Origin of the sequence: Curtobacterium sp. MCBD17_021 (genome assembly GCF_003234525.1) — a bacterium.
Lineage (GTDB): Bacteria > Actinomycetota > Actinomycetes > Actinomycetales > Microbacteriaceae > Curtobacterium.
In genome coordinates this window covers 192,275-213,702 of the sequence record NZ_QKTS01000003.1, presented here as the reverse complement: position 1 = coordinate 213,702, position 21,428 = coordinate 192,275, and the positions used below count along the sequence as shown (strand labels likewise).

Annotated in this window: 18 protein-coding genes and 1 tRNA gene; 13 read left to right on the top strand and 6 right to left on the bottom strand. The window is 71.2% G+C overall.

Annotation, left to right across the window (positions count from 1 at the left end; translation table 11 throughout):
- Positions 1 to 90: 90 nt before the first annotated feature.
- From DEI83_RS04575 to DEI83_RS04565, 3 genes are all read left to right on the top strand, one after another.
- Positions 91 to 1,086 (top strand): carbohydrate ABC transporter permease, encoded by a 996-nt coding sequence (locus DEI83_RS04575; protein ID WP_111080611.1) that lies wholly within the window; start codon positions 91 to 93, stop codon positions 1,084 to 1,086.
- Positions 1,079 to 1,918 carry a carbohydrate ABC transporter permease gene (locus DEI83_RS04570; protein WP_111080610.1) on the top strand — a complete coding sequence of 280 codons (840 nt, stop codon included), beginning with the start codon at positions 1,079 to 1,081 and terminating at the stop codon, positions 1,916 to 1,918. Before DEI83_RS04575 ends, DEI83_RS04570 begins: the two co-directional genes overlap by 8 nt.
- A gap of 122 nt (positions 1,919 to 2,040) precedes the next feature.
- Positions 2,041 to 2,979, top strand: a complete 939-nt coding sequence (locus DEI83_RS04565) for a hypothetical protein (protein WP_111080609.1) — start codon at positions 2,041 to 2,043, stop codon at positions 2,977 to 2,979.
- A gap of 233 nt (positions 2,980 to 3,212) precedes the next feature.
- Here the strand turns inward: DEI83_RS04565 and DEI83_RS04560 are convergent, their stop codons facing one another.
- Complete coding sequence (locus DEI83_RS04560; RefSeq protein WP_258371059.1) at positions 3,213 to 3,944, bottom strand: ABC transporter ATP-binding protein; 732 nt, start codon at positions 3,942 to 3,944, stop codon at positions 3,213 to 3,215.
- Between the two features lie 92 nt (positions 3,945 to 4,036).
- On the bottom strand, positions 4,037 to 5,560 hold the full coding sequence (locus DEI83_RS04555; RefSeq protein WP_111080607.1) for an ABC transporter permease: 1,524 nt from the start codon (positions 5,558 to 5,560) through the stop codon (positions 4,037 to 4,039).
- 228 nt (positions 5,561 to 5,788) lie between these two features.
- Here DEI83_RS04555 and DEI83_RS04550 point away from each other — a divergent pair, with 228 nt between their 5' ends.
- The 4 genes from DEI83_RS04550 to rplL all read left to right on the top strand — a co-directional run bounded on the left by DEI83_RS04550 (position 5,789) and on the right by rplL (position 9,398).
- Positions 5,789 to 6,529, top strand: coding sequence for a response regulator transcription factor (locus tag DEI83_RS04550; protein ID WP_111080606.1), 741 nt, complete (start codon positions 5,789 to 5,791; stop codon positions 6,527 to 6,529).
- 14 nt (positions 6,530 to 6,543) lie between these two features.
- Positions 6,544 to 8,142: a cell wall metabolism sensor histidine kinase WalK gene (locus DEI83_RS04545; RefSeq protein ID WP_111080605.1), complete on the top strand. Its 1,599-nt coding sequence runs from the start codon at positions 6,544 to 6,546 to the stop codon at positions 8,140 to 8,142.
- 302 nt (positions 8,143 to 8,444) lie between these two features.
- Positions 8,445 to 8,960, top strand: coding sequence for a 50S ribosomal protein L10 (gene rplJ, locus DEI83_RS04540; RefSeq protein ID WP_111080604.1), 516 nt, complete (start codon positions 8,445 to 8,447; stop codon positions 8,958 to 8,960).
- A 54-nt stretch (positions 8,961 to 9,014) separates the two neighbouring features.
- Positions 9,015 to 9,398, top strand: a complete 384-nt coding sequence (gene rplL, locus DEI83_RS04535; RefSeq protein ID WP_110824614.1) for a 50S ribosomal protein L7/L12 — start codon at positions 9,015 to 9,017, stop codon at positions 9,396 to 9,398.
- Positions 9,399 to 9,741: 343 nt separating this feature from the next.
- On the opposite strand, the gene DEI83_RS04530 is transcribed toward rplL, so the two are convergent.
- Positions 9,742 to 11,154, bottom strand: coding sequence for an amino acid permease (locus tag DEI83_RS04530; RefSeq protein ID WP_111080603.1), 1,413 nt, complete (start codon positions 11,152 to 11,154; stop codon positions 9,742 to 9,744).
- Between the two features lie 210 nt (positions 11,155 to 11,364).
- Between DEI83_RS04530 and DEI83_RS04525 the strand changes: the two genes are divergently transcribed.
- From DEI83_RS04525 to DEI83_RS04505, 5 genes are all read left to right on the top strand, one after another.
- Positions 11,365 to 13,245: an ABC transporter ATP-binding protein gene (locus DEI83_RS04525; RefSeq protein WP_111080602.1), complete on the top strand. Its 1,881-nt coding sequence runs from the start codon at positions 11,365 to 11,367 to the stop codon at positions 13,243 to 13,245.
- Positions 13,246 to 13,383: 138 nt separating this feature from the next.
- The gene (locus tag DEI83_RS04520) at positions 13,384 to 14,748 is read left to right on the top strand and encodes a cystathionine beta-synthase (RefSeq protein WP_111080601.1); all 1,365 of its coding nucleotides are present in this window, start codon (positions 13,384 to 13,386) and stop codon (positions 14,746 to 14,748) included.
- A gap of 131 nt (positions 14,749 to 14,879) precedes the next feature.
- The gene (locus DEI83_RS04515) at positions 14,880 to 16,025 is read left to right on the top strand and encodes a cystathionine gamma-synthase (RefSeq protein ID WP_111080600.1); all 1,146 of its coding nucleotides are present in this window, start codon (positions 14,880 to 14,882) and stop codon (positions 16,023 to 16,025) included.
- A gap of 77 nt (positions 16,026 to 16,102) precedes the next feature.
- The gene (locus DEI83_RS04510) at positions 16,103 to 17,506 is read left to right on the top strand and encodes an MFS transporter (RefSeq protein WP_111080599.1); all 1,404 of its coding nucleotides are present in this window, start codon (positions 16,103 to 16,105) and stop codon (positions 17,504 to 17,506) included.
- A gap of 78 nt (positions 17,507 to 17,584) precedes the next feature.
- Complete coding sequence (locus DEI83_RS04505; RefSeq protein ID WP_146243237.1) at positions 17,585 to 18,175, top strand: substrate-binding domain-containing protein; 591 nt, start codon at positions 17,585 to 17,587, stop codon at positions 18,173 to 18,175.
- A 27-nt stretch (positions 18,176 to 18,202) separates the two neighbouring features.
- On the opposite strand, the gene DEI83_RS04500 is transcribed toward DEI83_RS04505, so the two are convergent.
- Positions 18,203 to 18,784 carry a TetR/AcrR family transcriptional regulator gene (locus DEI83_RS04500; protein ID WP_181431069.1) on the bottom strand — a complete coding sequence of 194 codons (582 nt, stop codon included), beginning with the start codon at positions 18,782 to 18,784 and terminating at the stop codon, positions 18,203 to 18,205.
- Between the two features lie 348 nt (positions 18,785 to 19,132).
- On the opposite strand from DEI83_RS04500, the gene DEI83_RS04495 reads away from it, so the two are divergent.
- Positions 19,133 to 20,350: a multidrug effflux MFS transporter gene (locus tag DEI83_RS04495; protein WP_111080698.1), complete on the top strand. Its 1,218-nt coding sequence runs from the start codon at positions 19,133 to 19,135 to the stop codon at positions 20,348 to 20,350.
- Positions 20,351 to 20,370: 20 nt separating this feature from the next.
- Here DEI83_RS04495 and DEI83_RS04490 read toward each other — a convergent pair whose 3' ends face one another.
- Together DEI83_RS04490 and DEI83_RS04485 are read right to left on the bottom strand one after the other, a co-directional pair.
- Positions 20,371 to 21,012: a hypothetical protein gene (locus DEI83_RS04490; protein ID WP_146243236.1), complete on the bottom strand. Its 642-nt coding sequence runs from the start codon at positions 21,010 to 21,012 to the stop codon at positions 20,371 to 20,373.
- A gap of 322 nt (positions 21,013 to 21,334) precedes the next feature.
- Positions 21,335 to 21,419: transfer RNA gene (locus tag DEI83_RS04485), tRNA-Ser, on the bottom strand.
- Positions 21,420 to 21,428 lie beyond the last annotated feature (9 nt).

The following is a 21,428-nucleotide window of genomic DNA, read 5'->3' as shown; positions in this document are numbered from 1 at the left end:
CCGACGGGAGGCCCGGACGCGTCCGCAGGGACGCGTCCGGGCCCCCCGCCCCACCTCTGAACACCCTCCACCCAGCCGGAAGGCCTGCCCATGTCCACGACGGTCCTGCCAGACTCCGAGGCCATCGACCTGACGCACACGAAGGCGCCGACCCTCTCGGGCCCGTCGCCCCGCGGGAAGCGTCGCGTCTCGTGGCTCCCGTACGCGCTCGTCGGTCCCGCGATCCTCTTCGAGCTGCTCATCCACATCGTGCCGATGCTCGTCGGCATCTGGATCAGCTTCGTGCAGCTCACCAAGTACTTCATCGCCAACTGGGGCGCCGCCCCGTTCGCCGGCTTCCGGAACTACTCCGTCGCGGTCGACTTCGACCAGGCCATCGGTCGCGGACTGCTCAGCTCGTTCCTCATCACCTGCGCGTTCACGATCCTCGTCGTCGGCCTGTCCTGGGGCTTCGGCATGGCCGCCGCGGTCGCCCTGCAGAAGCCGTTCCTCGGCCGTGGGCTCTTCCGCACGCTGTTCCTCGTGCCGTACGCCCTGCCGATGTACGCGGGCGTCATCACGTGGAAGTTCATGTTCCAGCGTGACTCCGGCGCCATCAACCACGTCCTCGTCGACCAGCTGGGGCTGTTCGGCGACGGCGCCCCGTTCTGGCTCATCGGCAACAACGCCTTCGTGGCGGTCGTCGTCGTGGCGATCTGGAAGACCTGGCCGTTCGCGTTCCTCATGCTCATGGCGGGTCTGCAGTCCGTGCCCGCCGACGTGTACGAGGCCGCCTCGGTCGACGGCGCGAAGCCCTTCCGGCAGTGGCGTTCGATCACGCTGCCGATGGTCCGCCCGGTCAACGTCACCCTCGTGCTCGTGATGTTCCTCTGGACGTTCAACGACTTCAACACGCCGTTCGTGCTGTTCGGCTCGACCGCCCAGCCCCCGGCCGCGGACCTGCTGAGCTTCCACATCTACAACGCGTCGTTCATCACCTGGAACTTCGGCTCCGGAGCGGCGATGAGCGTGCTCCTGCTCCTCTTCCTGCTCGTCGTGACGGGCATCTACCTGGCCGTCACCAACCGGAGGTCCGTCCGTGCGTGAAACAGTGGGCGCCAAGTCCTTCAAGATCGTCGTCCTCGCGCTGCTCACCGTCTTCACGGTGGTGCCGCTCTACGTGATGGTCACGACGGCACTCAAGCCGCTCGGTGACGTGCAGAACGACTTCACGTGGATCCCGTCGAACATCACGATCCAGCCGTTCATCGACATGTGGTCCACGGTGCCGCTCGGTCGGTACTTCATCAACTCGCTCGTGGTCTGCACCGTCGCGACCGTGTTCTCCCTGATCATCGCGACGTTCGCCGCCTACGCGGTGTCGCGATGGAACTTCAGGGGCAAGAGCGCGTTCACCACGACGGTGCTCTCCACGCAGATGTTCCCGGGCGTGCTGTTCCTGCTGCCGCTGTTCCTCATCTTCACGAACCTCGGCAACTCGCTCGGCATCCAGCTCGTCGGCAGCTGGCTCGGGCTCATCATCACGTACTTGACGTTCACGCTCCCGTTCTCGATCTGGATGCTCGCGGGCTACTTCGAGACCATCCCGCGCGAACTCGACGAGGCCGCGATGGTCGACGGCTCCGGCCCGATGGGTGCGCTGTTCCGGATCATCCTGCCGTCGGCCCGTCCGGGTCTCGTGGCGGTCGGGATCTACTCGTTCATGACCGCGTGGGGTGAGGTGCTCTTCGCCTCGGTGATGACGAACGGTCTCGGCTCGACGCTCGCGGTCGGCCTGCAGCAGTACTCGACGCAGACGAACGTGTACTGGAACCAGATCATGGCCGCTTCGCTGGTCGTGTCGATCCCGGTCGTCATCGCGTTCCTGGTGGTCCAGCGGCAGTTCGTCGCCGGCCTGACCGCCGGTGCGGTGAAGTAGACGCAGCCACCTGACGGGAGGTGCGGTGCGGGTGGGACCCGCACCGCGCCTCCCGTCCGTTCTGCGGGCGCGGCCCACCGCCGTCCTGCCCGCCGCCCGACCACGCACGACAGGATGGACGCATGACCGAGACCCGTGGGCGGCAGCTGCTGCCCGGACAGACCAGCCGCGTACACGTGTACGACGTCCAGGCGCGGGCCCGGCGTCTCGTCTTCGCGTCCGACACGGTGCTCGTCGAGGCGCCGAACGTCCTCGACGCCGACACACTCGTGCTCAACGCCGACGGCGACCTGTGGCTGCTGCCGCTGCCGGCGGCGGGGACGGTCCTGGACGAGACCGCGCTCGTGCCGGTGCCGATGGACGGCGTGCCGGAGATCAACAACGACCACGTGCTCGACCCCTCGGGGGATTCCGTCGTGGTGAGCGGCCGGGACGGCGAGCTCTACCGCGTGCCGCTGCCCGGCGGCGGCACCGGGACCCGGATCACCGACACCGCAGCAGTGCTGCCCGTCGTCCGGAAGTACTACCTGCACGGCATCGCCCCGGACGCCTCGGCGCTCGCCGCGATCGTCGGCGAACGCGACGAGCAGGGTGTCTGGACGACCGACGTGGCGCTGGTCGACCCCTCGACCGGTACGACCGAGTTCGTCACCCGCGACGAGCACCCCGACGACGGCTGCGCGTGGACGCCCGACGGTGCCGCCCTCCTGTTCAACACGGAGCGGTTCACCCCCGGGACCGCGCAGCTCGCCGCGCTGCGGACCGGATCGACCGAGCCCGTGCGGATCACCGCGGACGAGCGGGTGAACTGGTTCCCGCACGTCTCGCCGGACGGCGCGCACCTGCTGTACCTGTCGTACGAGCCCGGGGTGCAGGGCCACCCGGCCGACCACCGGGTGGAACTCCGGCTCCTGCCCGGGGTCCTGGCGTCGGGGGCCAGGATCACCGTCGTGCCCGAGACACTCGTGGTGCTCGACGGCGGGCAGGGGACCGTCAACGTGCCGCCGTGGGCGCCGGACTCGTCGTGGTTCGCCTTCTGCGACTACCCCGTCGCCGGCTGAGGACCACCGCCGTAGCGGTGCCTGCCGGTCGCGGGGGCTCCGGGCCCGGACCGGACCACCCGCCCGGAGGCCCGGTCCCCGGTCGACGAGACCGGCACCGGGCCTCCAGGCGGTGACGACGGGCGCGCTGCGCCACCGGTCATGCCACGCAGCCGGTCACGACGCGCCACCGGCGCGACAGGCCGCTCAGGGACCGTGGCGTGTCTTCCGCGGCCGGGCACCGCGACGATCGACTACACGTCGCGGACCTGCCCCTGCTTGATGTGCAGCCGGCGCTCCGCACGTCGGGCCACCCACGAGTCGTGCGTCACGATGACCACCGTCAGACCGCGGTCCTGCCACTGCCGCTCGACGAGGGCCATGATCTCGTCGCGCGTCGCCTCGTCGAGCGCCCCCGTCGGTTCGTCGGCCAGGAGCACGCTCGGGTCCTTCACCAGCGCCCGCGCGATCGCGACCCGCTGCTGCTGGCCCCCGGAGAGTTCGGCCGGCAGGTGGTCGAGGCGCTCGCCGAGCCCGACCTCGCCGAGCGCAGCGGTCGCGCGGTCGCGGACCTCGGCCCGCGACCGGTCGGCGAGTGACCCGGAGAACGCGGTCTCCACGTTCTCGAGCGCGGTCAACGTCGGGATGAGGTTGAAGCTCTGGAACACGAACCCGATCTCGCTCGCCCGCACGTCGGTCAGCGCCCGGTCGCCGAGCGTCGCGATGTCCCGGTCACCCAGGTACACCGACCCGGCGGTCGGCCGGTCGAGCGCCCCGAGCATCTGCAGCAACGTCGACTTGCCGCCGCCGGTCGGCCCCTGGATCGCGACGAGCTGTCCCTGCGGGATCTCGAGGTCGACACCGGTGAGCGCGGTGACCGCGCGGTTCTTCTGCTGGTAGGTCTTGGTCACGCCCGTCAGTCGGTAGACCGGTCGGGAGGCGGCGGGCACGGCACCCGTCGAGGGTGCGGCGTCGGTGGTGGTCACGGTGGCTCCTGGGTCGGTCGTCGGGACACGGGGTGCGCGGGCGGGTGCGGGTGCGGGTGCGTTCAGGGTGGCGGGCGTGCTCCGGCGCCGCATCAGGCCACGCTCCGCAGGGCTTCCGCCGGACGGAGACGGGAGGCCCGCCAGCCGCCGAGTGCGCCGGCGATGAGGCCGCCGAGGATCGCCAGACCGATCGCGAGCAGGATCACCTCGACCGTGACCGGCGCGTGCAGCACGACGTCGGTGGTCGTGGCGCTCTGCCCGCCGCCACCGAAGCCGCCGGCCGGGGCACCGCCGGTGGTGGCGCCGCCGGCCGCTGCCGTCGCGGCGCCGTCGGGCATCCCACGTCCGGCCCCGGGGCCCGTCGCGGTGCTCGAGGACGCGCTCGCCGAGATCGTCGGCGCGATGACGTTCACGACGAGGATGCCGACCAGACCGACCGCGGCGCCGATGACACCGCCGATCAGACCCTGCACGAGGGACTCGCCGGCGACCTGCCGGGTGATGCGGCCGTTCGACCAGCCGATGGCCTTGAGCGTGCCGAACTCACGGGTGCGTCGGGTGACGCCGGAGACGGTGAACAGGATCGCGATGAGGAACGCCGCGGCCAGGACGACGATCGAGAGCCAGGTGCCGAGGTTCGACACGAGGGACGACGCGGTGGCGAGCGAGCCGGAGACGCTCGAGGCGAGGTCGGCCTCGGTGGACACGGTCGCGTCCGCCAGCTCGTCCTGCAGTGCGGTCTTGATCGTCGCGACGTCGGACGACGACTCGGCGGAGACGTAGATCGACGTGACCTGCCCGTCGAGGTCCGCGAGCGTCTGCGCGGTGTCGAGCGGGACGTACGTGTTCGAGCCGGTGGTCGACGCGGAGCCGGTGGAGGCGACGATGCCGATGACCTCGAAGTCCTCGCCGCCGATCTCGACCGTGTCGCCGACCGCCTTCGACGCGCTCGTGGCGTACGCCGAGTCGAGCACGACGACGTCCTCGCCCGCATCGGCTGCGGTGAAGGTGCGTCCGTCCGTGATCTCGGTGCTCGTGAGCGGTCCGACCGTGTCGCCGGACACCGGGATGCCCGTGACGGTGAAGGAGTCGACGGAGAAGGAGCCGCCGCCGAACCCGCCGCCACCCGATCCGCCGTCACTCGGCGGACCGGCCTGGGCGGCGCTGTCGCTGCTGCCGTCGCTGTCCTCGCTCTGCTGGACCTGGCCGGAGAACGTGCTGTTCTCGAGCGTGAGGACGCCGGTGGCCGCCTTGACGCCGTCCGTGCCGGTGACACGCTCGACGTCCGTGGAGCTCAGGGTGCTCGCGCCCCGCGACACGGCCAGGCGGGACTGCGACAGGTCCGTCGAACCGCTGCCGTCCGAGGAGTCCTGGCCGCCGAAGTCGAAGGACGGCCGTCCGGTGCTGCTCGACGAGGGCGTCTCGGTCTTCGAGACCGTGATGTCGGTGCCGACGCCGTAGACGGACTGCAGCACGCTCGACTGAGCGGACTGCACACCGCTCGCGATGGACGACACGATCACGACGAGCGCGATGGCGAGTGCCATCCCGACGGCGATGATGACCGTCTGCTTCCTGCGGTTCGTGAGTTCGCGCCTGAGGTAGGTCAGGAACATGGTTCTCCTCGGTGGGGGGCCGGCTCCGGGGACACCGACCGCGCGGATCGCGCGGCGGGGCCGACGGGGAGAACCTAGGAAGGCGTGCCAAGGGCACCCCTTCCGTCCGCTATGAGAACGGTATGGGGCTCAGGACGGGGAGGGCGCGGACGCGTGACCCGGGCGATCCACAGGTCACACTGGGAGCTGCCACAGACCGCTCATAGGAATCTCTCGATACTCGAAGACGTGACCATCTCCCAGCCCTCCGCAGCCCCGCGTCTCACCCGTGCCGACGGTTCCCCGTTGCGCATCCTCGTCGTCGACGACGAGGCCAGCCTCACCGACCTGCTCTCGATGGCGCTCCGGTACGAGGGCTGGGACGTCCGGAGTGCGAACGGCGGTCAGGACGCGCTGGCGAAGGCGCGCGAGTTCCAGCCCGACGCCATGGTGCTCGACGTGATGATGCCGGACCTCGACGGACTGCAGGTGCTCGGCCGACTGCGCCAGAACAACGACGACACCCCGGTGCTGTTCCTCACCGCGAAGGACTCCGTCGAGGACCGCGTGACCGGGCTCACCGCCGGTGGGGACGACTACGTCACGAAGCCGTTCTCGCTGGAGGAGGTCGTGGCGCGACTCCGGGGCCTCATCCGTCGGTCGCAGATCTCGATCAGCGAGGCCGGGGACTCCCGCATCGTCGTCGGCGACCTCGTGCTCGACGAGGAGTCGTACGAGGTCTCGCGAGCCGGACGGGCCATCGAGCTGACCGCGACGGAGTTCGAACTGCTCCGCTTCCTCATGCGCAACCCCCGCCGCGTGCTCTCGAAGGCGCAGATCCTCGACCGCGTGTGGTCGTACGACTTCGGCGGCAAGTCGTCGGTCGTCGAGATCTACATCTCCTACCTGCGCAAGAAGATCGACGCCGGCGAGCAGCCCATGATCCACACGGTGCGCGGCGTCGGTTACGTCATCAAGCCCACCTCCTGAGCGGTCGCACCCGCATGACCCTCCGTCGTCGGCTCGTCCTGAGCATCGTCGCCCTGGTCGTCGCCGTGAGCGCGGTGATCGGCGGCGGCAGCATCGTCGCGCTCTTCTCCATCCAACGGTCCGCGATCGACGAGCAACTGCAGTACGCCACGAACCGCGCCCAGCGCTCGGTCGAGCAGCAGGGGCCGAACGGACCCGGGCTCGACATCGGTCGGCCGTCCGGGCAGGCCGCCGGGACGTTGACCGTCTACTTCCTCGACGGCAGCGTCGTGGTCGGCAGCGTCCTGGACAACGCGGGCGACGTCGACCGCTTGTCCGCCTCGGCCGTCCGGCCGCTCGGCACCGTCCGCGTCGACGGGCGCCCGCACACGATCGACCTGGGCGGGGGCCTGGGGAGCTACCGCGTCAGCGCCGCGACCGTGGGTCCCGCGGTCCTCGTCGTCGGGCTGCCGCTCGCACCCGTCCACGAGAGCGTGTGGAAGCTGTTCGGGGTGGTGCTCGTGGTCACCGGGCTCGCCCTCCTCGCTGCGTCCCTCGTCGCGACGGCCGCGGTCCGCCGAGCCCTCCGGCCGCTCGACCGGGTCGCCGAGACGGCCTCGACCGTCGCGCGCATGCCGCTCGAGCGGAGCGACGCACTGGTCGGCATCCGCGTACCCGACGACGACCCGGAGACCGAGGTCGGTCGGGTCGGCGCCGCCTTCAACCGGATGCTCGGGCACATTGCCGGCGCCATGCAGGCCCGCGAGCGCTCCGAGCAGAAGGTCCGGCAGTTCGTCGCCGACGCGTCGCACGAACTCCGGACGCCGCTCGCCTCGGTGCGCGGCTACGCCGAACTGACGCGCCGGATGGGCGGTGACCTGCCGCCGGACGTGGTCTACGCGATGAGCCGCATCGAGTCGGAGTCGGTCCGGATGACCTCGATGGTCGAGGACCTGCTGCTCCTGGCACGACTCGACGAAGGGCGCGAGATCCAGTTCGCCGACGTCGACCTCACCGGCCTCGTGCTCGACGCCGTCAACGACGCACACGCCGCCTCGCCGGACCACCCGATCGAGGTGGACCTGCCGGAGGACCCCGTCGAGGTCGTCGGGGACGCCGCCCGGTTGCACCAGGTGATCGTCAACCTCGTCACGAACGCGCGGACCCACACGCCCGACGGCACACGCATCACGGTCGGCCTCGCCCGGGTGCCTGCGGCCGACGGCGGCGGCGTCGACCTCACCGTCCGCGACGACGGGCAGGGCATCGACCCGGAGTTCCTGCCGAAGCTCTTCGAGCGCTTCGCGCGCGCCGACAGCTCGCGCTCCCGGACCGCCGGGTCGACGGGGCTCGGCCTCGCGATCGTCGACGCGGTCGTGCAGGCGCACGGCGGACGGGTCGGAGTGACGAGCCGGCCGGGGGAGACGGTCTTCACGGTGCACCTGCCGGAGCGACCGGGGGAGCGGGCGACGAGCGGGGCCGGTGACGTCGCTGTCGCTGGTCCTGCTGCTGGCCGGGGTGTCGGCGACGGCGGAGTCGGTTCGGGTGACCGACCAGGGGCGGCGGGTTCTCCTGCCGACGCGGCGCCGCCGACGTCGGCGGCGACCTGGGCGGGCGTCCCGGAACGGTCCTGAGCCACCGGTCCCGGCTGGCCGCGAGCCGGCACGCCTGGGGCGTGCGCATGCCGGGCCTCCTGGCCGCGGGCGGGGTTCCGGAACGCCACTCGGATGTGTTACCGTTCTTCTCAGCCAAAGACCGCTGGTCGTCGCTGCCGTGCTCACGCATGGACAGTGACCGAAGGTCCTCGTCACGAGGCAGCCCGCGCAGGTGTTCAGAACCACTCCCACACGTCGTGCGGGAGCAGCTCCGAGCCTCTGCGCCGGAGCTTTTTTCGTTCGTGGACCAGGGGCTGCCAGCAAGAACCCCAAGGAGAACCATGGCGAACAAGGAAGCTGCGGTCGCCGAGCTCACGGAGTCCTTCCGTAGCTCGAACGCCGTTCTGCTCACCGAGTACCGCGGTCTCACGGTCGCGCAGCTCAAGGAGCTCCGCAACTCGATCCGTGAGCACGCCACGTACGCCGTGGTGAAGAACACGCTGACCAAGATCGCGGCCAACGAGGCAGGCATCACGTCGTTCGACGACGAGCTCGCCGGTCCGTCCGCTCTCGCCTTCGTCCACGGTGACACCGTCGCCGTCGCGAAGTCGCTGCGTGCATTCGCCAAGGCGAACCCCGAGCTCGTGGTGAAGGGCGGTTACTTCGACGGTAACCCGCTCACCGCGACCGAGGTGGACAAGCTCGCCGACCTCGAGTCCCGCGAAGTGCTGCTCGGCAAGCTCGCCGGCGCCTTCAAGGCCTCGCTGTTCGGTGCTGCGTACCTGTTCAACGCACCCCTCTCGCAGGCCGTCCGCACGGTGGACGCCCTCCGCGAGAAGCAGGAGTCCGCGGCCTGACCAGGCACGCGTTCCACAACCACACCACGCATCAGTAAGTAGTAGGAGAAAATCATGGCGAAGCTTTCGCAGGACGAGCTCATCGAGGCCTTCAAGGAGCTCACGCTCATCGAGCTCTCGGACTTCGTGAAGAAGTTCGAAGAGGTCTTCGAGGTCACCGCTGCTGCCCCCGTCGCGGTCGCCGCGGCCGGTGGCGCTGCTGCCCCCGCCGAGGAGGTCGAGGAGAAGACCGAGTTCGACGTCGTGCTCAAGTCGGCCGGTGACAAGAAGATCCAGGTCATCAAGGAGGTCCGTGGCCTCACGTCGCTCGGCCTGGGCGAGGCCAAGGCGCTCGTCGAGACCGCCGACGCGAAGATCCTCGAGGGTGCGAACAAGGAAGCTGCCGACAAGGCGAAGGCTGCCCTCGAGGCCGCTGGCGCCACCGTCGAGCTCGTCTGAGTCCGACCTCCTGGTCACGAAGGCCGCTGCCCCTCGGGGTGGCGGCCTTCGTCGTGTGCGGGAGTGGTGGCCGGGTGTGGGTGTGGCGGAGCCGGGCCTCGGCTGGGCTGACGACTTGCGCCTCCCGGCCGGTTGATCCTGTCCGCCCGGGCGAGCCTCGGGCCGGTGGCGCCGTCAGATGACGGTCCGCACCTCCGGGAGGCGGCGCGGCTGGTCCTCGCGGATGTCGGACGTCGAGCGCCGCAGCGACCAGACGCGCGCGACGCGATCCTCGTGCCGGTCGGCGGGGAAGGGCGTGCTCGAACTCCTCGGGATCGACCGTTCCGCTGGCGTGCGTCTCGGCCTACGCCAGCGTGCTGTGGCGGCGGCCGTACGCGAAGTACAGGACCGCGCCGACGACCATCCAGATGCCGAACGCGATCCAGGTCCCCGCGCCGAGCGTCACCGCCAGGAACAGGCAGAACAGGACGCCGAGCACCGGCACCACGGGGAAGAGCGGCACGCGGTAGGAGCGCTCGAGGTCCGGCTGCGTCCGACGGAGCACGATCACCGAGATGTTCACGAGGGCGAACGCGATGAGCGTCCCGATGCTCGTGGCGTCGGCGAGCTCACCGAGGGGCACGAGTGCGGACACGATCGTGACCACGACGCCGACGATGAGGGTGTTGGCGATCGGGGTACCCGTGCGCGGCGACACCCGCCCGAACACCTTCGGCACGAGCCCGTCCCGAGCCATGGACAGGAGGATCCGGGTCTGCCCGTAGAGGACGGTGAGGACCACGCTGGCGATCGCGATCACGGCACCGATGGAGAACACGAGCGCCACGACGGGCTGCCCGGTGACGTCGACGACGATGCGGACGAGCGACGCCTCGTCCGCGGAGAACGACGTCCACGACCGAGCGCCGATGGCCGCGACGGCGACCAGGATGTACAGCGCGGTGATGAGGGCGATCGACCCGATGATGGCGCGCGGCAGGTCCCGGCGGGGGTCCTCGGCTTCTTCGCCCGCGGTCGACGCGGCATCGAAGCCGATGTACGAGAAGAAGAGCCGGGAGGCGGCCGCGCTGACACCCGCGGCCCCCATCGGCGCGAGTGGTTCGAAGTTCCCGACGCGGAACGCCGAGAAGGCGACGATGACGAAGAACACCAGGAGCGCGATCTTCACGAGCACCATGAGCGTGTTCACCCAGGCGCTCTCCTTCGCCCCGGGCAGCAGGACCAGCATCGCGATGAGGACGAGCGCCGCCGCGGGCAGGTTGACGAACCCGCCGTCGCCGGGAGGCGCGGACAGCACGGTGGGCAGGTGCAGTCCGAACACCCGCAGCGTCTCGTCGACGTACTCGCTCGCACCCACGGCGACGGCGGCGACCGACACCGCGTACTCGAGGACCAGGCACCACCCGCAGATCCAGGCGATCCCCTCGCCCATGGTCGCGTAGGTGTACGAGTAGCTCGACCCCGAGGTGGGCACCGCGCCGGCCATCTCGGCGTACGACAGCGCGGACAGCAGCGCCGCGACCCCGGCGACCACGAACGCGATCCAGACCGCGGGGCCGGCCAGCGGCACGGCGGTGCCGAGCACGACGAGGATGCCCGTGCCGAGCGTCGCACCGACGCTGATCATGGTGAGGTGCCACACGCCCAGCGTCCGACGGAGCGGTTGGCCGTCGACCCCTTCAGCCGCTTCCGCGCGGAGCTGGTCGACCGGCTTGCGCCGGAGGAGCTGGTGGCTGAGTGACGGCGCGGACGACATGGGACCTCACGGGAGCGCTGGCGGTGGACGGGTCATCGTCCCACGGCCCTCGGACGGGGTCCAAACCGGTCGTGTCCGTCCCTCCACACGGGAGGCCCGGATCACCTCCGTCCACAGCCCTCGGCGAACGGGTCGGGCCGGGTCCGCGCGCGGGCGTACATTCATCCGAGGACGACGCCGGACGGCGCGGAGAGGGTGCAGATGAGTCGGATGGACTCCGTCGCGGGCGGCGGCGGGATGCGCGGCGGCGGTCGCGGTCGGATCTCGAGCGGTGACCCCGAGGCGCAGCGCGCGGCGAACGCCGAGGCCCCGCAGATCCCGCACCTGCTCCGTCGCATCGCCGGGTTGTTCGTGCCGCACCGACGCGCGATCGTCCTGACGGTCGTGCTCGTGCTGGTGGGGGCGGCCCTGTCGGTCATCCCGCCGCTGCTGACCCAGCAGGCGTTCGACCGCGGTCTCTTCCCGCCGGAGGGTGGCCCGGACGTCCCGGTGCTCGCCGTGCTGGTCGGCGCGATGATCGGGCTCTGGATCGCGAGCGCCGGCATCGGGGTGTGGCAGACCTACCTGACCGCGACGGTCGGCAACAAGGTCATGGGTGCCATGCGGATGCGGCTGTTCGGTCACCTGCAGCGGATGGAACTGGCGTTCTTCACCCGCACGAAGACCGGCGTGATCCAGAGCCGACTCCAGAACGACGTCGGCGGCGTCGCCAGCGTGCTGAACAACACGATCTCGTCGGTGCTCGGCAACACGGTGACCGTCATCGCGGCCGTCGTCGCGATGCTGCTCCTCAGCTGGCAGATGACCCTGGTGGCGGTGGTCCTGCTGCCCCTGCTCGTCATCGCGCAGCGCAAGGTCGGCAAGGTCCGTGCCCGGATCGCCGCGCAGACCCAGGAGTCGCTGTCCGACATGACGGCGATCACGCAGGAGACGCTGAGCGTGTCGGGGATCCTGCTCGCCAAGAGCTTCAACCAGCAGCGCAGCGAGATCCACCGCTACGGGGACGAGAACCGGAACCAGATCGGCCTGCAGGTCCGGCAGCAGATGTCCGGCCAGTGGTTCTTCGCCATCGTGCAGATCTTCCTGTCGATCATCCCCGCCGTCATCTACCTGGTGGCTGCCTACCTGATCCAGGGTGGCGTCCCGATCACCGCCGGCACGATCGTGGCGTTCACCACCGTGCAGTCCCGGCTGCTGTTCCCGACCGTGGGACTGCTCCGCGTGGTGCTCGACCTGCAGACCTCCGGGGCGCTGTTCGCCCGGATCTTCGAGTACTTCGACCTGGAGCCGGCCATCACCGACTCCGCCACGGCGAAGCCGGTCGACGAGCACCGGGTCGGGCACGTCGCGTTCGAGGACGTCTCCTTCTCCTACCCGGACGGCGAACCCGACAAGCCCACCCTGCGGGGCGTGTCGTTCGAGTTGCAGCCCGGGCAGTTCGCGGCCTTCGTCGGACCGTCCGGCGCGGGCAAGACGACGATCTCGTACCTCGTGCCGCGACTGTACGAGGCCACTGCCGGTTCGGTGCGGTTCGCGGGGCAGGACGTGCGCGACCTCGTGCACGAGGACCTCATGGCGCACATCGGCATCGTGAGCCAGGAGACGTACCTGTTCCACGCGTCCATCGGCGACAACCTGCGGTACGCCAAGCCGGGGGCGACCGACGACGAACTCGAGCGAGCGGCGCGGGCGGCGAACATCCACGAGACGATCGCCTCGTTCCCCGACGGGTACGACACCGTGGTGGGGGAGCGGGGGTACCGACTCTCCGGCGGCGAGAAGCAGCGCATCGCCATCGCCCGGGTGCTGCTCAAGGACCCGCCCGTGCTCGTCCTCGACGAGGCGACGAGCGCGCTCGACTCCATCTCGGAGCGTGTGGTGCAGGCGGCGCTCGACACCGCGGCCCGTGGCCGGACGACGATCTCCATCGCCCACCGCCTGTCGACCATCCGGGACGCCGACGTCGTCTTCGTGCTCGACCACGGGCAGATCGTCGAACAGGGGACGCACGACGAACTCCTCGCGCTGGGCGGGACGTACGCCACCCTGCACGAGCAGCAGAGCGACCCGGTGGTGGCAGCTCGCGAATGACCCGACGGCCCCCGTCGGAGCGGCTGTTCGGGTGCGCTGCGTCGGGACGAGCAGTCCGCTCGTTCGCCCTCGGCTGACACCGGCTGGGTGTTCGTCGCGGGACGTCGCACAGCGGGGCACGCGACCTAGACTCGTCGGGTGCGTTACGCGAACTCCGTCATCGACCTCGTCGGCGACACCCCGCTCGTCAAGCTCAACCGCGTCACCGAGGGCATCCGGGCGACCGTCCTGGTGAAGGTCGAGTCCTTCAACCCCGGTGGATCCGCGAAGGACCGCATCGCGACCCGGATCCTCGACGCCGCCGAGGCGTCCGGCGAGCTGCGGCCCGGCGGCACCATCGTCGAGCCCACCTCGGGCAACACGGGTGTCGGCCTCGCGCTGGTCGCCCAGCAGCGCGGGTACCGCTGCGTCTTCGTGCTCCCGGACAAGGTCGGCGAGGACAAGCGGAACGTCCTCACGGCGTACGGCGCGGAGATCGTGGTCACCCCCACGGCCGTGGCGCCGGAGGACCCGGAGTCGTACTACTCGGTGTCCGACCGCCTGGTGCGGGAGATCCCCGGCGCGTACAAGCCGAACCAGTACGCGAACCCGAACGGTCCGCGCAGCCACTACGAGACGACGGGGCCGGAGATCTGGCGCGACACCGACGGGCGCCTGACGCACTTCGTCGCCGGCGTCGGCACCGGCGGCACGATCTCGGGCACCGGTCGGTACCTCAAGGAGGCGTCCGACGGGCGCGTCCGCATCGTCGGAGCCGACCCCGAGGGCTCGGTGTACTCGGGCGGCACCGGCCGGCCGTACCTGGTGGAGGGCGTCGGCGAGGACTTCTGGCCGAGCGCGTACGACCCCGACATCGCGGACGAGATCATCGCCGTGTCGGACGCGGACTCGTTCGCGATGACCCGCCGTCTCGCACGCGAGGAGGGCCTGCTCGTCGGTGGCTCGAGCGGCATGGCGGTGGTCGCAGCACTCCGCGCCGCCCGCGACCTCAGCGAGGACGACGTCGTGGTCGTGCTCCTGCCGGACGGTGGACGTGGCTACCTCGGCAAGATCTTCAACGACCGGTGGATGCGCTCCTACGGCTTCGCGGAGACCGAGGACGAGCGTTCCGTCGGCGACCTCATCGCCGGCAAGGACGGACGCCTGCCGGACCTCGTGCACGCCCACCCCTCGGACACCGTCCGCGACGTCGTCGACATCATGACGAAGTACGGTGTCTCGCAGATGCCGGTCCTCAGTGCCGAACCGCCCGTCGTCATCGGCGAGGTCGTCGGTGCGGTCGAGGAGAGGGCCCTGCTCGAGCACGTGTTCACCGGTGCAGCGGCGATGGCCGACGCACTCACCCCGTTCGTCGGGGACCCGTTGCCCCTCATCGGCATCGGCGAGTCCGTCTCGGCCGCGCGGCGGGCGTTGGAGTCGGCGGATGCGCTGCTCGTCGTCGGCGACGGCAAGCCGGTGACGGTCCTCACCCGACACGACCTCCTCACCTACCTCTCCGAATGACGACGGACGGTCGGCCGCGTACCGCGGGGCCGACCGTCACCCGTCACCCACCGGCCGCAGCAGCCCCGTCGCGCGCGGCCGCGACCGTCCCACACAGTCGTACCGAGCCTCCAGGAAGGGGCACCCGAGACATGACCGAGTTCAGCACCCGCGCCATCCACTCCGGCCAGGAGCCCGACGCCGCCACCGGCGCCGTCATCCCGCCGCTGTTCCTGACCTCGACCTACGTGCAGGACGGCATCGGCGGACTGCGCGGCGGGTACGAGTACTCCCGCTCCGGCAACCCGACCCGCGACTCGCTGCAGACGTTGCTCGCCGACCTCGACGGCGGCGTCGCCGCCTTCTCGTTCTCGTCGGGGCTGGCGGGGGAGGACGCGCTCCTGCGCGCCTACCTCGAGCCGGGCGCCCGGATCGTGATGGGGAACGACGTGTACGGCGGCACCCACCGCCTGGCGAACCGGCTGCACGTGCCGTGGGGGGTCGACCTCGTCACCGTCGAGATGAGCGAGCCGGACCGTGTCCGAGCCGCACTCGCCGACGCCCCCGCGAAGACCGTGCTGTGGGTCGAGACGCCGACGAACCCGCTCATGAAGATCGCGGACATCGAGACCCTCGCCGCCGTCGGACACGAGGCCGGCGCGCTCGTCGTGGTGGACAACACCTTCGCCTCGCCCGCACTGCAGCAGCCGCTGTCGCTCGGTGCCGACGTGGTCGTCTACTCGACGACGAAGTACCTCGGGGGACACTCGGACGTCGTCGGCGGTGCCGTGGTGCTGCGCGACCAGGAGCTGGCCGACGCGGTGCAGTTCGTGCAGTTCGGCGGCGGTGCCATCTCGTCACCCTTCGACGCCTGGCTCACCATCCGCGGGATCAAGACCCTCAGCGTCCGCATGGAGCGGCACTCCTCGAACGCGCAGGCCGTCGCCGAGGCCCTGCTCGCGCACCCGGCCGTCGAGCACGTGTACTACCCGGGTCTGCCGGAGCACCCCGGGCACGACGTCGCCGCGAAGCAGATGCGCGGGTTCGGCGGCATGCTCTCGGTGGCGCTCGCCGGAGGCCCGGACGCCGCCAAGCGGTTCGCCGAGTCGACCGAGCTGTTCGCGCTGGCGGAGTCGCTCGGCGGGGTGGAGTCGCTCATCGGGTACCCGAGCGAGATGACGCACGCGTCGGTGAAGGGCACCGAACTCGCCGTGCCGGAGAACGTCGTCCGCCTGTCGGTCGGCATCGAGGACGCCGGCGACCTCGTCGCGGACGTGCAGCAGGCGCTCGAGCGCTGACGTCGGGCAGCGGGGACCGGGGCACGTCCGGCCCCCGCTGACACGGACGCCCGGACCCGGCGTCCTACGATGACCGAGTGACCTCCACGACGGCGACCCGGGCGAGCCTGTTCGAGCCCCGGTACCTCGTGGCGACGATCGGGATGGTCGCGATCGTCGCTGTCTCGGCCTTCCAGAACCTCGCGATGACGACGATCATGCCGGTCATCTCCGACGACCTGCACGGCGAGACGCTGTACTCGTTGAGCTTCGCCGCGCCCCTCGCCGCGGGTGTGCCGGGGATGGTCCTCGCGGGCAACTGGACCGACCGGTCCGGCGGTCGGATCGTCGCGTGGGTGTCCGCGTCGCTCTTCGCGATCGGCACCGCGATCGTGATGATCGCTCCGACGATGCCGGTGTTCCTGGCCGGGCGCCTGGTCGAGGGGTTCGGCGCGGGCGCGATCGACGTCGTGCTCTACGTGCTGGTGGCCCGGGTCTTCCCGGCCGGACTGCACGGCTCGGTGTTCGCCGGGTTCGCGGCCGCGTGGGTCGTCCCCGCCCTCGTCGGACCGGCCGTCGCCGGCATCGTGACCGACGCGGTCGGATGGCACTGGGTCTTCGCCGGTGCGCTGGTCATCGCCGTCGTCGCGTTCGCCTGTCTGGTCCCGACGCTGCGGCACCTCCGCCCGCCCGCACCGGAGGCCCGACCGCCCTGGCAGCGCGGCCGCATCGCCTGGTCGGTGGGCGCGTCCGCCGCCGTGCTCCTCCTCAACCTCGCCCCCGACCTGCCGGTCGCGGTCCGGCTCGCCTCCGTCGTGGTCGGGCTCCTCGGCGCCTGGGTGGCACTCCGACCGCTCCTGCCCCGACGGACCTTCACGGCAGGTGCCGGACTGCCGTCCGTGGTGCTCCTCCGCGGGGTCCTGGCGGCCGGGTTCTTCGGCGGCGAGGCCTACGTCCCCTTCCTGCTGCAGGCCCAGCACGGACTGGAGCCCTCGGCGGCCGGACTCGCGCTCACCGTGGCCGCGCTGAGCTGGGCCGGTGCGAGCTGGCTGCACGGACGCCTGGGCGAGACGCGGCTGCCGGCGGCTCGCGCGTTCGGGACCGGGCTGGTGCTCGTGCTGGTGAGCCTGCTGTCGGCGCTCGCGGTCGCGCTGTTCGACCTGCCGGTGTGGGTGCTCGTCGCCGGGTGGTTCGTCGGCGGCGCCGGGATGGGCGTGGCGTACCCGCGGACGTCGATGCTCACGCTCCGGTTCTCCCGCGAGGGCGACGACGGCTTCGCGAGTTCGGCCCTGACCATCGCCGACGCCTCGGGCAGCGTCGTGGGGCTGGCGGTCGCCGGACTGCTGTTCACGACCGCCGGCGGACGCAACGAGCCCGGGGCATTCGCCCTCGTGTTCACGGCGATGACGGTGATCGCCCTCGTCGGGCTGGTGGCGGTCCGTCGGCTCGGACCCGTGCCGGCGCCGCCGGTGTCCGTACCGTCCGTCACCGCAGTCGGCTGACCGCGCGGGCCGACGTCGACCGCCCGTCGCCGGGGCCGTCGGGCGGGTAGCCTGGCAGACCCGGACCGAGGAGGACCCGTGCGTCGCAACGCCGCAGCCGTGCTGACCGCCACCCTGGCCGTCGGCGCGCTCGCGCTCTCGGGGTGCAGCGGGACGACGACCGCGGCGCCGACGCCGGTGCGGAGCACCGACCTGACGAGCTCCGACGGCGGGTTCGCCGAGAACGCGGTGATCGGCGTCGTCCTCACCGGGGACGCCGCCACCCCGAGCGACTCGGGCGACGGGCGCTCGTTGGCGACGCTGTTCCGTGAGGACCTGACCGAGGCCGGCTTCCGACCCGACGTCCGGGTGGCCGGCTCCGACCAGCCGGCCCGGCAGCGTGCCGCCGTGCGCGACCTGGTCGGCACCGGGGCGAAGGCGCTCCTCGTGCGGGCCGCCGACCCCGACGCCCTGCGGGCCGAACTCCGCGACGCGCACGACGCCGGTGTGGTCGTCGTGGCACTCGGCAGCGCACTGCCTTCGTCCGGCGGCGGGAACGACGGACTCGCGTCGGACTACCGGATCGACGGCGCGGACTCGGACGCCGACCTCGTCAGTCGCAGTGTCGACATGGTGGCTTCGTTGCAGCGCGGCGAGGAGCCGCAGGACGGCGACGACCCCGCGCAGTAGCGCCTGTCCCCGCGAGACGGGTACCGGTCAGCGCCACCAGGCCGGGAACGAGCGCGTGATGGTCTCGACGAGCGCCTTCCGCGAGCGCCGCGGGCCACCGAGCCACGCCTCGATCGCGCCGACGAACCCCTGCGCCACGAAGCCGGCGGCGACCTCGTCGATGATGTCGGGCTTCACGGCAGGGTCGAGCTCGCGGATGTGCATCGCGCTCGACACGGTGAAGTGCTCGACGAGCAGGCGGTGCAGCGAGGCGTCGTTCGGGTCCGGGAGCGCCCGGGCGTAGATGTCGCGATGGGCCGTCACGTGGTCGACCACGGCGTCGATGCCGCGTCGTGTGATGGCAGCGAGTTCCTCGGGGCCGGCACCGCGGTCGACGGCGGCACGGTGTGCTTCGGCGTCGTCAGCACGGATGCGGTCGAGCTCGGGAGTGAGCACGTCGGCGAGCAGCGAACCGGGGGAGACGGCGTGCGAGTAGAACGTCGCCCGGTTGATGCCGGCGGCGCGCGAGACGTCGGCGACCGTGATCTCGGAGACCGGGCGGTCGGCCGCGAGTCGGAGCACCGCCTCCCGGAGGGCGGCGGTGGTGTGCAGGATCCGAGCGTCGACCATGACGCTCCTCCCATCTCGTTCACGACGGCTCCCGACGCGCCTCGGCCGGGAGTCCGACGGTACCGCACGGTCAGGTCGGGCCACGGGTCCGCCGCACCGGCGTGCGGGAGGCGGACGGGCCTCCCGGCGTCGGAGGTCACCACACCGAGGCGGGAAGGGTGCGGGCGGCATGACGGACCGGCGTCCGGAGGACGCGGACGGCGCCGCCGACGGTTGTCGACGTGTCCGGCTGACCCGTACCATGGTGGAACGGACCGAATCGATTCGAGCGGCCGATCCCACCCACGTCTCCCCTCGGAGGATCTCGTCGTGTCCGCGCCTGCGACCACCGGCTCACTCAAGGTCATCATGCACCCGGGCGACTCGCTCACCCGGGGCCAGCGACTGGTCTACGTCTTCGTGCTCGGGGCGCTCACCGCGCTCGGGCCGTTCACGATCGACCTCTACCTGCCGGCGTTCCCCTCGCTGGAGCGGGACCTCTCCATCTCGGAGGGGGCGGTCCAGCTCACCCTCACGGCGACGACCCTCGGGTTCGCCATCGGTCAGTTGCTGGTGGGCCCCTGGAGCGACAAGGTCGGCCGTCGGCTGCCGCTCATCATCGCGACCAGCGTGCACGTCACCGCCTCGGTCTGCGCCGCGCTCGCGCCGAACGTCGAGGTGCTCGCGCTGTTCCGCGTCCTGCAGGGCATGGGCGCCGCGGCCGGTGGTGTGGTGGCGATGGCGACCGTCCGCGACCTGTTCGGCGGCAAGCCGCTCGTCCGGATGCTCTCGCGACTGGCCATGGTGAACGGGCTCGCCCCGATCCTCGCGCCGCTCATCGGTTCGCAGATGCTCCGGTTCGTGTCGTGGCGCGGGATCTTCGTCTTCCTCGCCTGCTACGGGCTCGCGGTCGTCATCGCGTCGATCCTGCTCATCGTCGAGACCCTCCCCGAGGAACGTCGTCAGGAGGCCGGGCACTCCACGATCGGCCAGCGGTACCGGGCCCTGTTCTCCGACCGGATCTTCGTCGGCGTGGCCCTCATCGGCGCGATGGTGTTCAGTGGGCTGTTCTCGTACCTCAGCGCGTCGCCGTTCCTGTTCCAAGGGGTGTTCGGCCTCGACGCCCAGCAGTACGGCCTGCTCTTCGCGGTGAACTCCGTCGGGGTCGTGCTCGGCGTGCAGATCTCGTCACGGTTGGCCCAGCGCGTCGGACCGCAGTGGATCCTCGCGTGCTCGACCGCCACGCTGTTCCTGGCGGCGCTCGCGATCGTCGTGCTCGACCAGCTCGGTGCCGGCCTCGTCGGGGTGCTCGTGCCACTCTGGTTCTACATCGCCGCCTGCGGGTTCTCGTTCCCGCTCGTGCAGGTGATCGGCCTCGCCTCGCACGGCAAGGAAGCGGGCACGGCGGCGTCGCTGCTCGGGGCGCTCAACTTCGGTGTCGCGGGGCTCATCTCGCCGGTCGTCGGACTGCTCGGCATCTCGACCGCGACCCCGATGGCCCTGGTGATGGGCACGACGGCGTCCGTCGCGATCCTGGTGCTGTGGTTCGTGGTGCGGCCGAAGACGGTCCCGGCACTGTCGCACTGACCCCGCGGTGCGGGGGGCGCTCACTTCCGCGCGAGTCCGACCGTCTCCGCGACGAGCAGACCGCCGACGGTCAGGACGGCCGCCCCGCCCACGAGCACCATCGCCACCGGCTGCTCGTACCAGGCGCGGAGGCGCGGCCAGCGTCGCTGGAACTCACGCGCCGACATCGCCTTCGCCACGCGGCTCGTCCGGACGTCGAGGCGGTCCACGAGCCGGTCGACACCCGCTTCGCCCCACACGTCGCCCCGGATGCGGAACATCGCCTCGCCCGCGGTGTCGAGCGCGACGACGTCACGGCTGGTCCGGTCGGCGGACACCCCGTGTCGGGTGACGAGCACGAGTTCGTGCACGCGGGAGCGGGCGAAGGTGTGGGTGCCGGAGAGCACGCCGCGGATCGTGACCCGGTCGGGGTGCACCGCGATGTACGAGGAGCGGAGCCGCAGGTAGGCCACGAGCACCGCGGCGGTGAGCACGAGCACGACTGCGGCGACCACGAGCCAGAGCCCGGTCGGGACGGCAGACCAGACGACCGCGACCGCGATCGGCAGGGCCGAGAACACGATGCTCAGTCCGGTCGAGCGCACGAGTGACGCCCGTGGTCGTACGAGTTCCTCGGCGGTCCTCGTGTCGAGCGGTGTCGCTCGCGCCGTCATGTCCCCCACGGCTGGTCTCCTCGTCCCCGGAGTGCACGGGCACGGCGGAGCGCCGGGCCCGCGACGGCGCCCCTGCCGTCCGATGCTGGTCGGGCGACCCGGGTCCCTCCGGCTCGCTCGTCCGGTCAGCATAGGGGACCGCCCACGGCGAGCACAGGTCGTCGGCCGTTTTCCGGAGGGTCGGGGGCGGACCGGGGTGCGCGGCGGTCCGCAGGCCGGGGGACCGGGGCGACTCCGGGCCTCCCGGACCGACGTGACACCGGTCCACGGCGGGGCCGGCAACGACGAAGCCCCCGCACGGGGCGGGGGCTTCGTCGTCGTGATGATCCTGCGGAGGATGGGGGATTCGAACCCCCGAGGGCTTGCACCCAACACGCTTTCCAAGCGTGCGCCATAGGCCACTAGGCGAATCCTCCGGGCGCCAC

Bases quoted from the DNA above. Each gene is read 5' to 3' on its own strand.
- DEI83_RS04575 (WP_111080611.1), top strand. From the start codon at position 91: ATGTCCACGACGGTCCTGCCAGACTCCGAGGCCATCGACCTGACGCAC.
- DEI83_RS04565 (WP_111080609.1), top strand. From the start codon at position 2,041: ATGACCGAGACCCGTGGGCGGCAGCTGCTGCCCGGACAGACCAGCCGC.
- DEI83_RS04555 (WP_111080607.1), bottom strand. From the start codon at position 5,560: ATGTTCCTGACCTACCTCAGGCGCGAACTCACGAACCGCAGGAAGCAG.
- DEI83_RS04545 (WP_111080605.1), top strand. From the start codon at position 6,544: ATGACCCTCCGTCGTCGGCTCGTCCTGAGCATCGTCGCCCTGGTCGTC.
- rplJ (WP_111080604.1), top strand. From the start codon at position 8,445: ATGGCGAACAAGGAAGCTGCGGTCGCCGAGCTCACGGAGTCCTTCCGT.
- rplL (WP_110824614.1), top strand. From the start codon at position 9,015: ATGGCGAAGCTTTCGCAGGACGAGCTCATCGAGGCCTTCAAGGAGCTC.
- DEI83_RS04530 (WP_111080603.1), bottom strand. From the start codon at position 11,154: ATGTCGTCCGCGCCGTCACTCAGCCACCAGCTCCTCCGGCGCAAGCCG.
- DEI83_RS04525 (WP_111080602.1), top strand. From the start codon at position 11,365: ATGGACTCCGTCGCGGGCGGCGGCGGGATGCGCGGCGGCGGTCGCGGT.
- DEI83_RS04515 (WP_111080600.1), top strand. From the start codon at position 14,880: ATGACCGAGTTCAGCACCCGCGCCATCCACTCCGGCCAGGAGCCCGAC.
- DEI83_RS04500 (WP_181431069.1), bottom strand. From the start codon at position 18,784: ATGGTCGACGCTCGGATCCTGCACACCACCGCCGCCCTCCGGGAGGCG.
- DEI83_RS04495 (WP_111080698.1), top strand. From the start codon at position 19,133: ATGCACCCGGGCGACTCGCTCACCCGGGGCCAGCGACTGGTCTACGTC.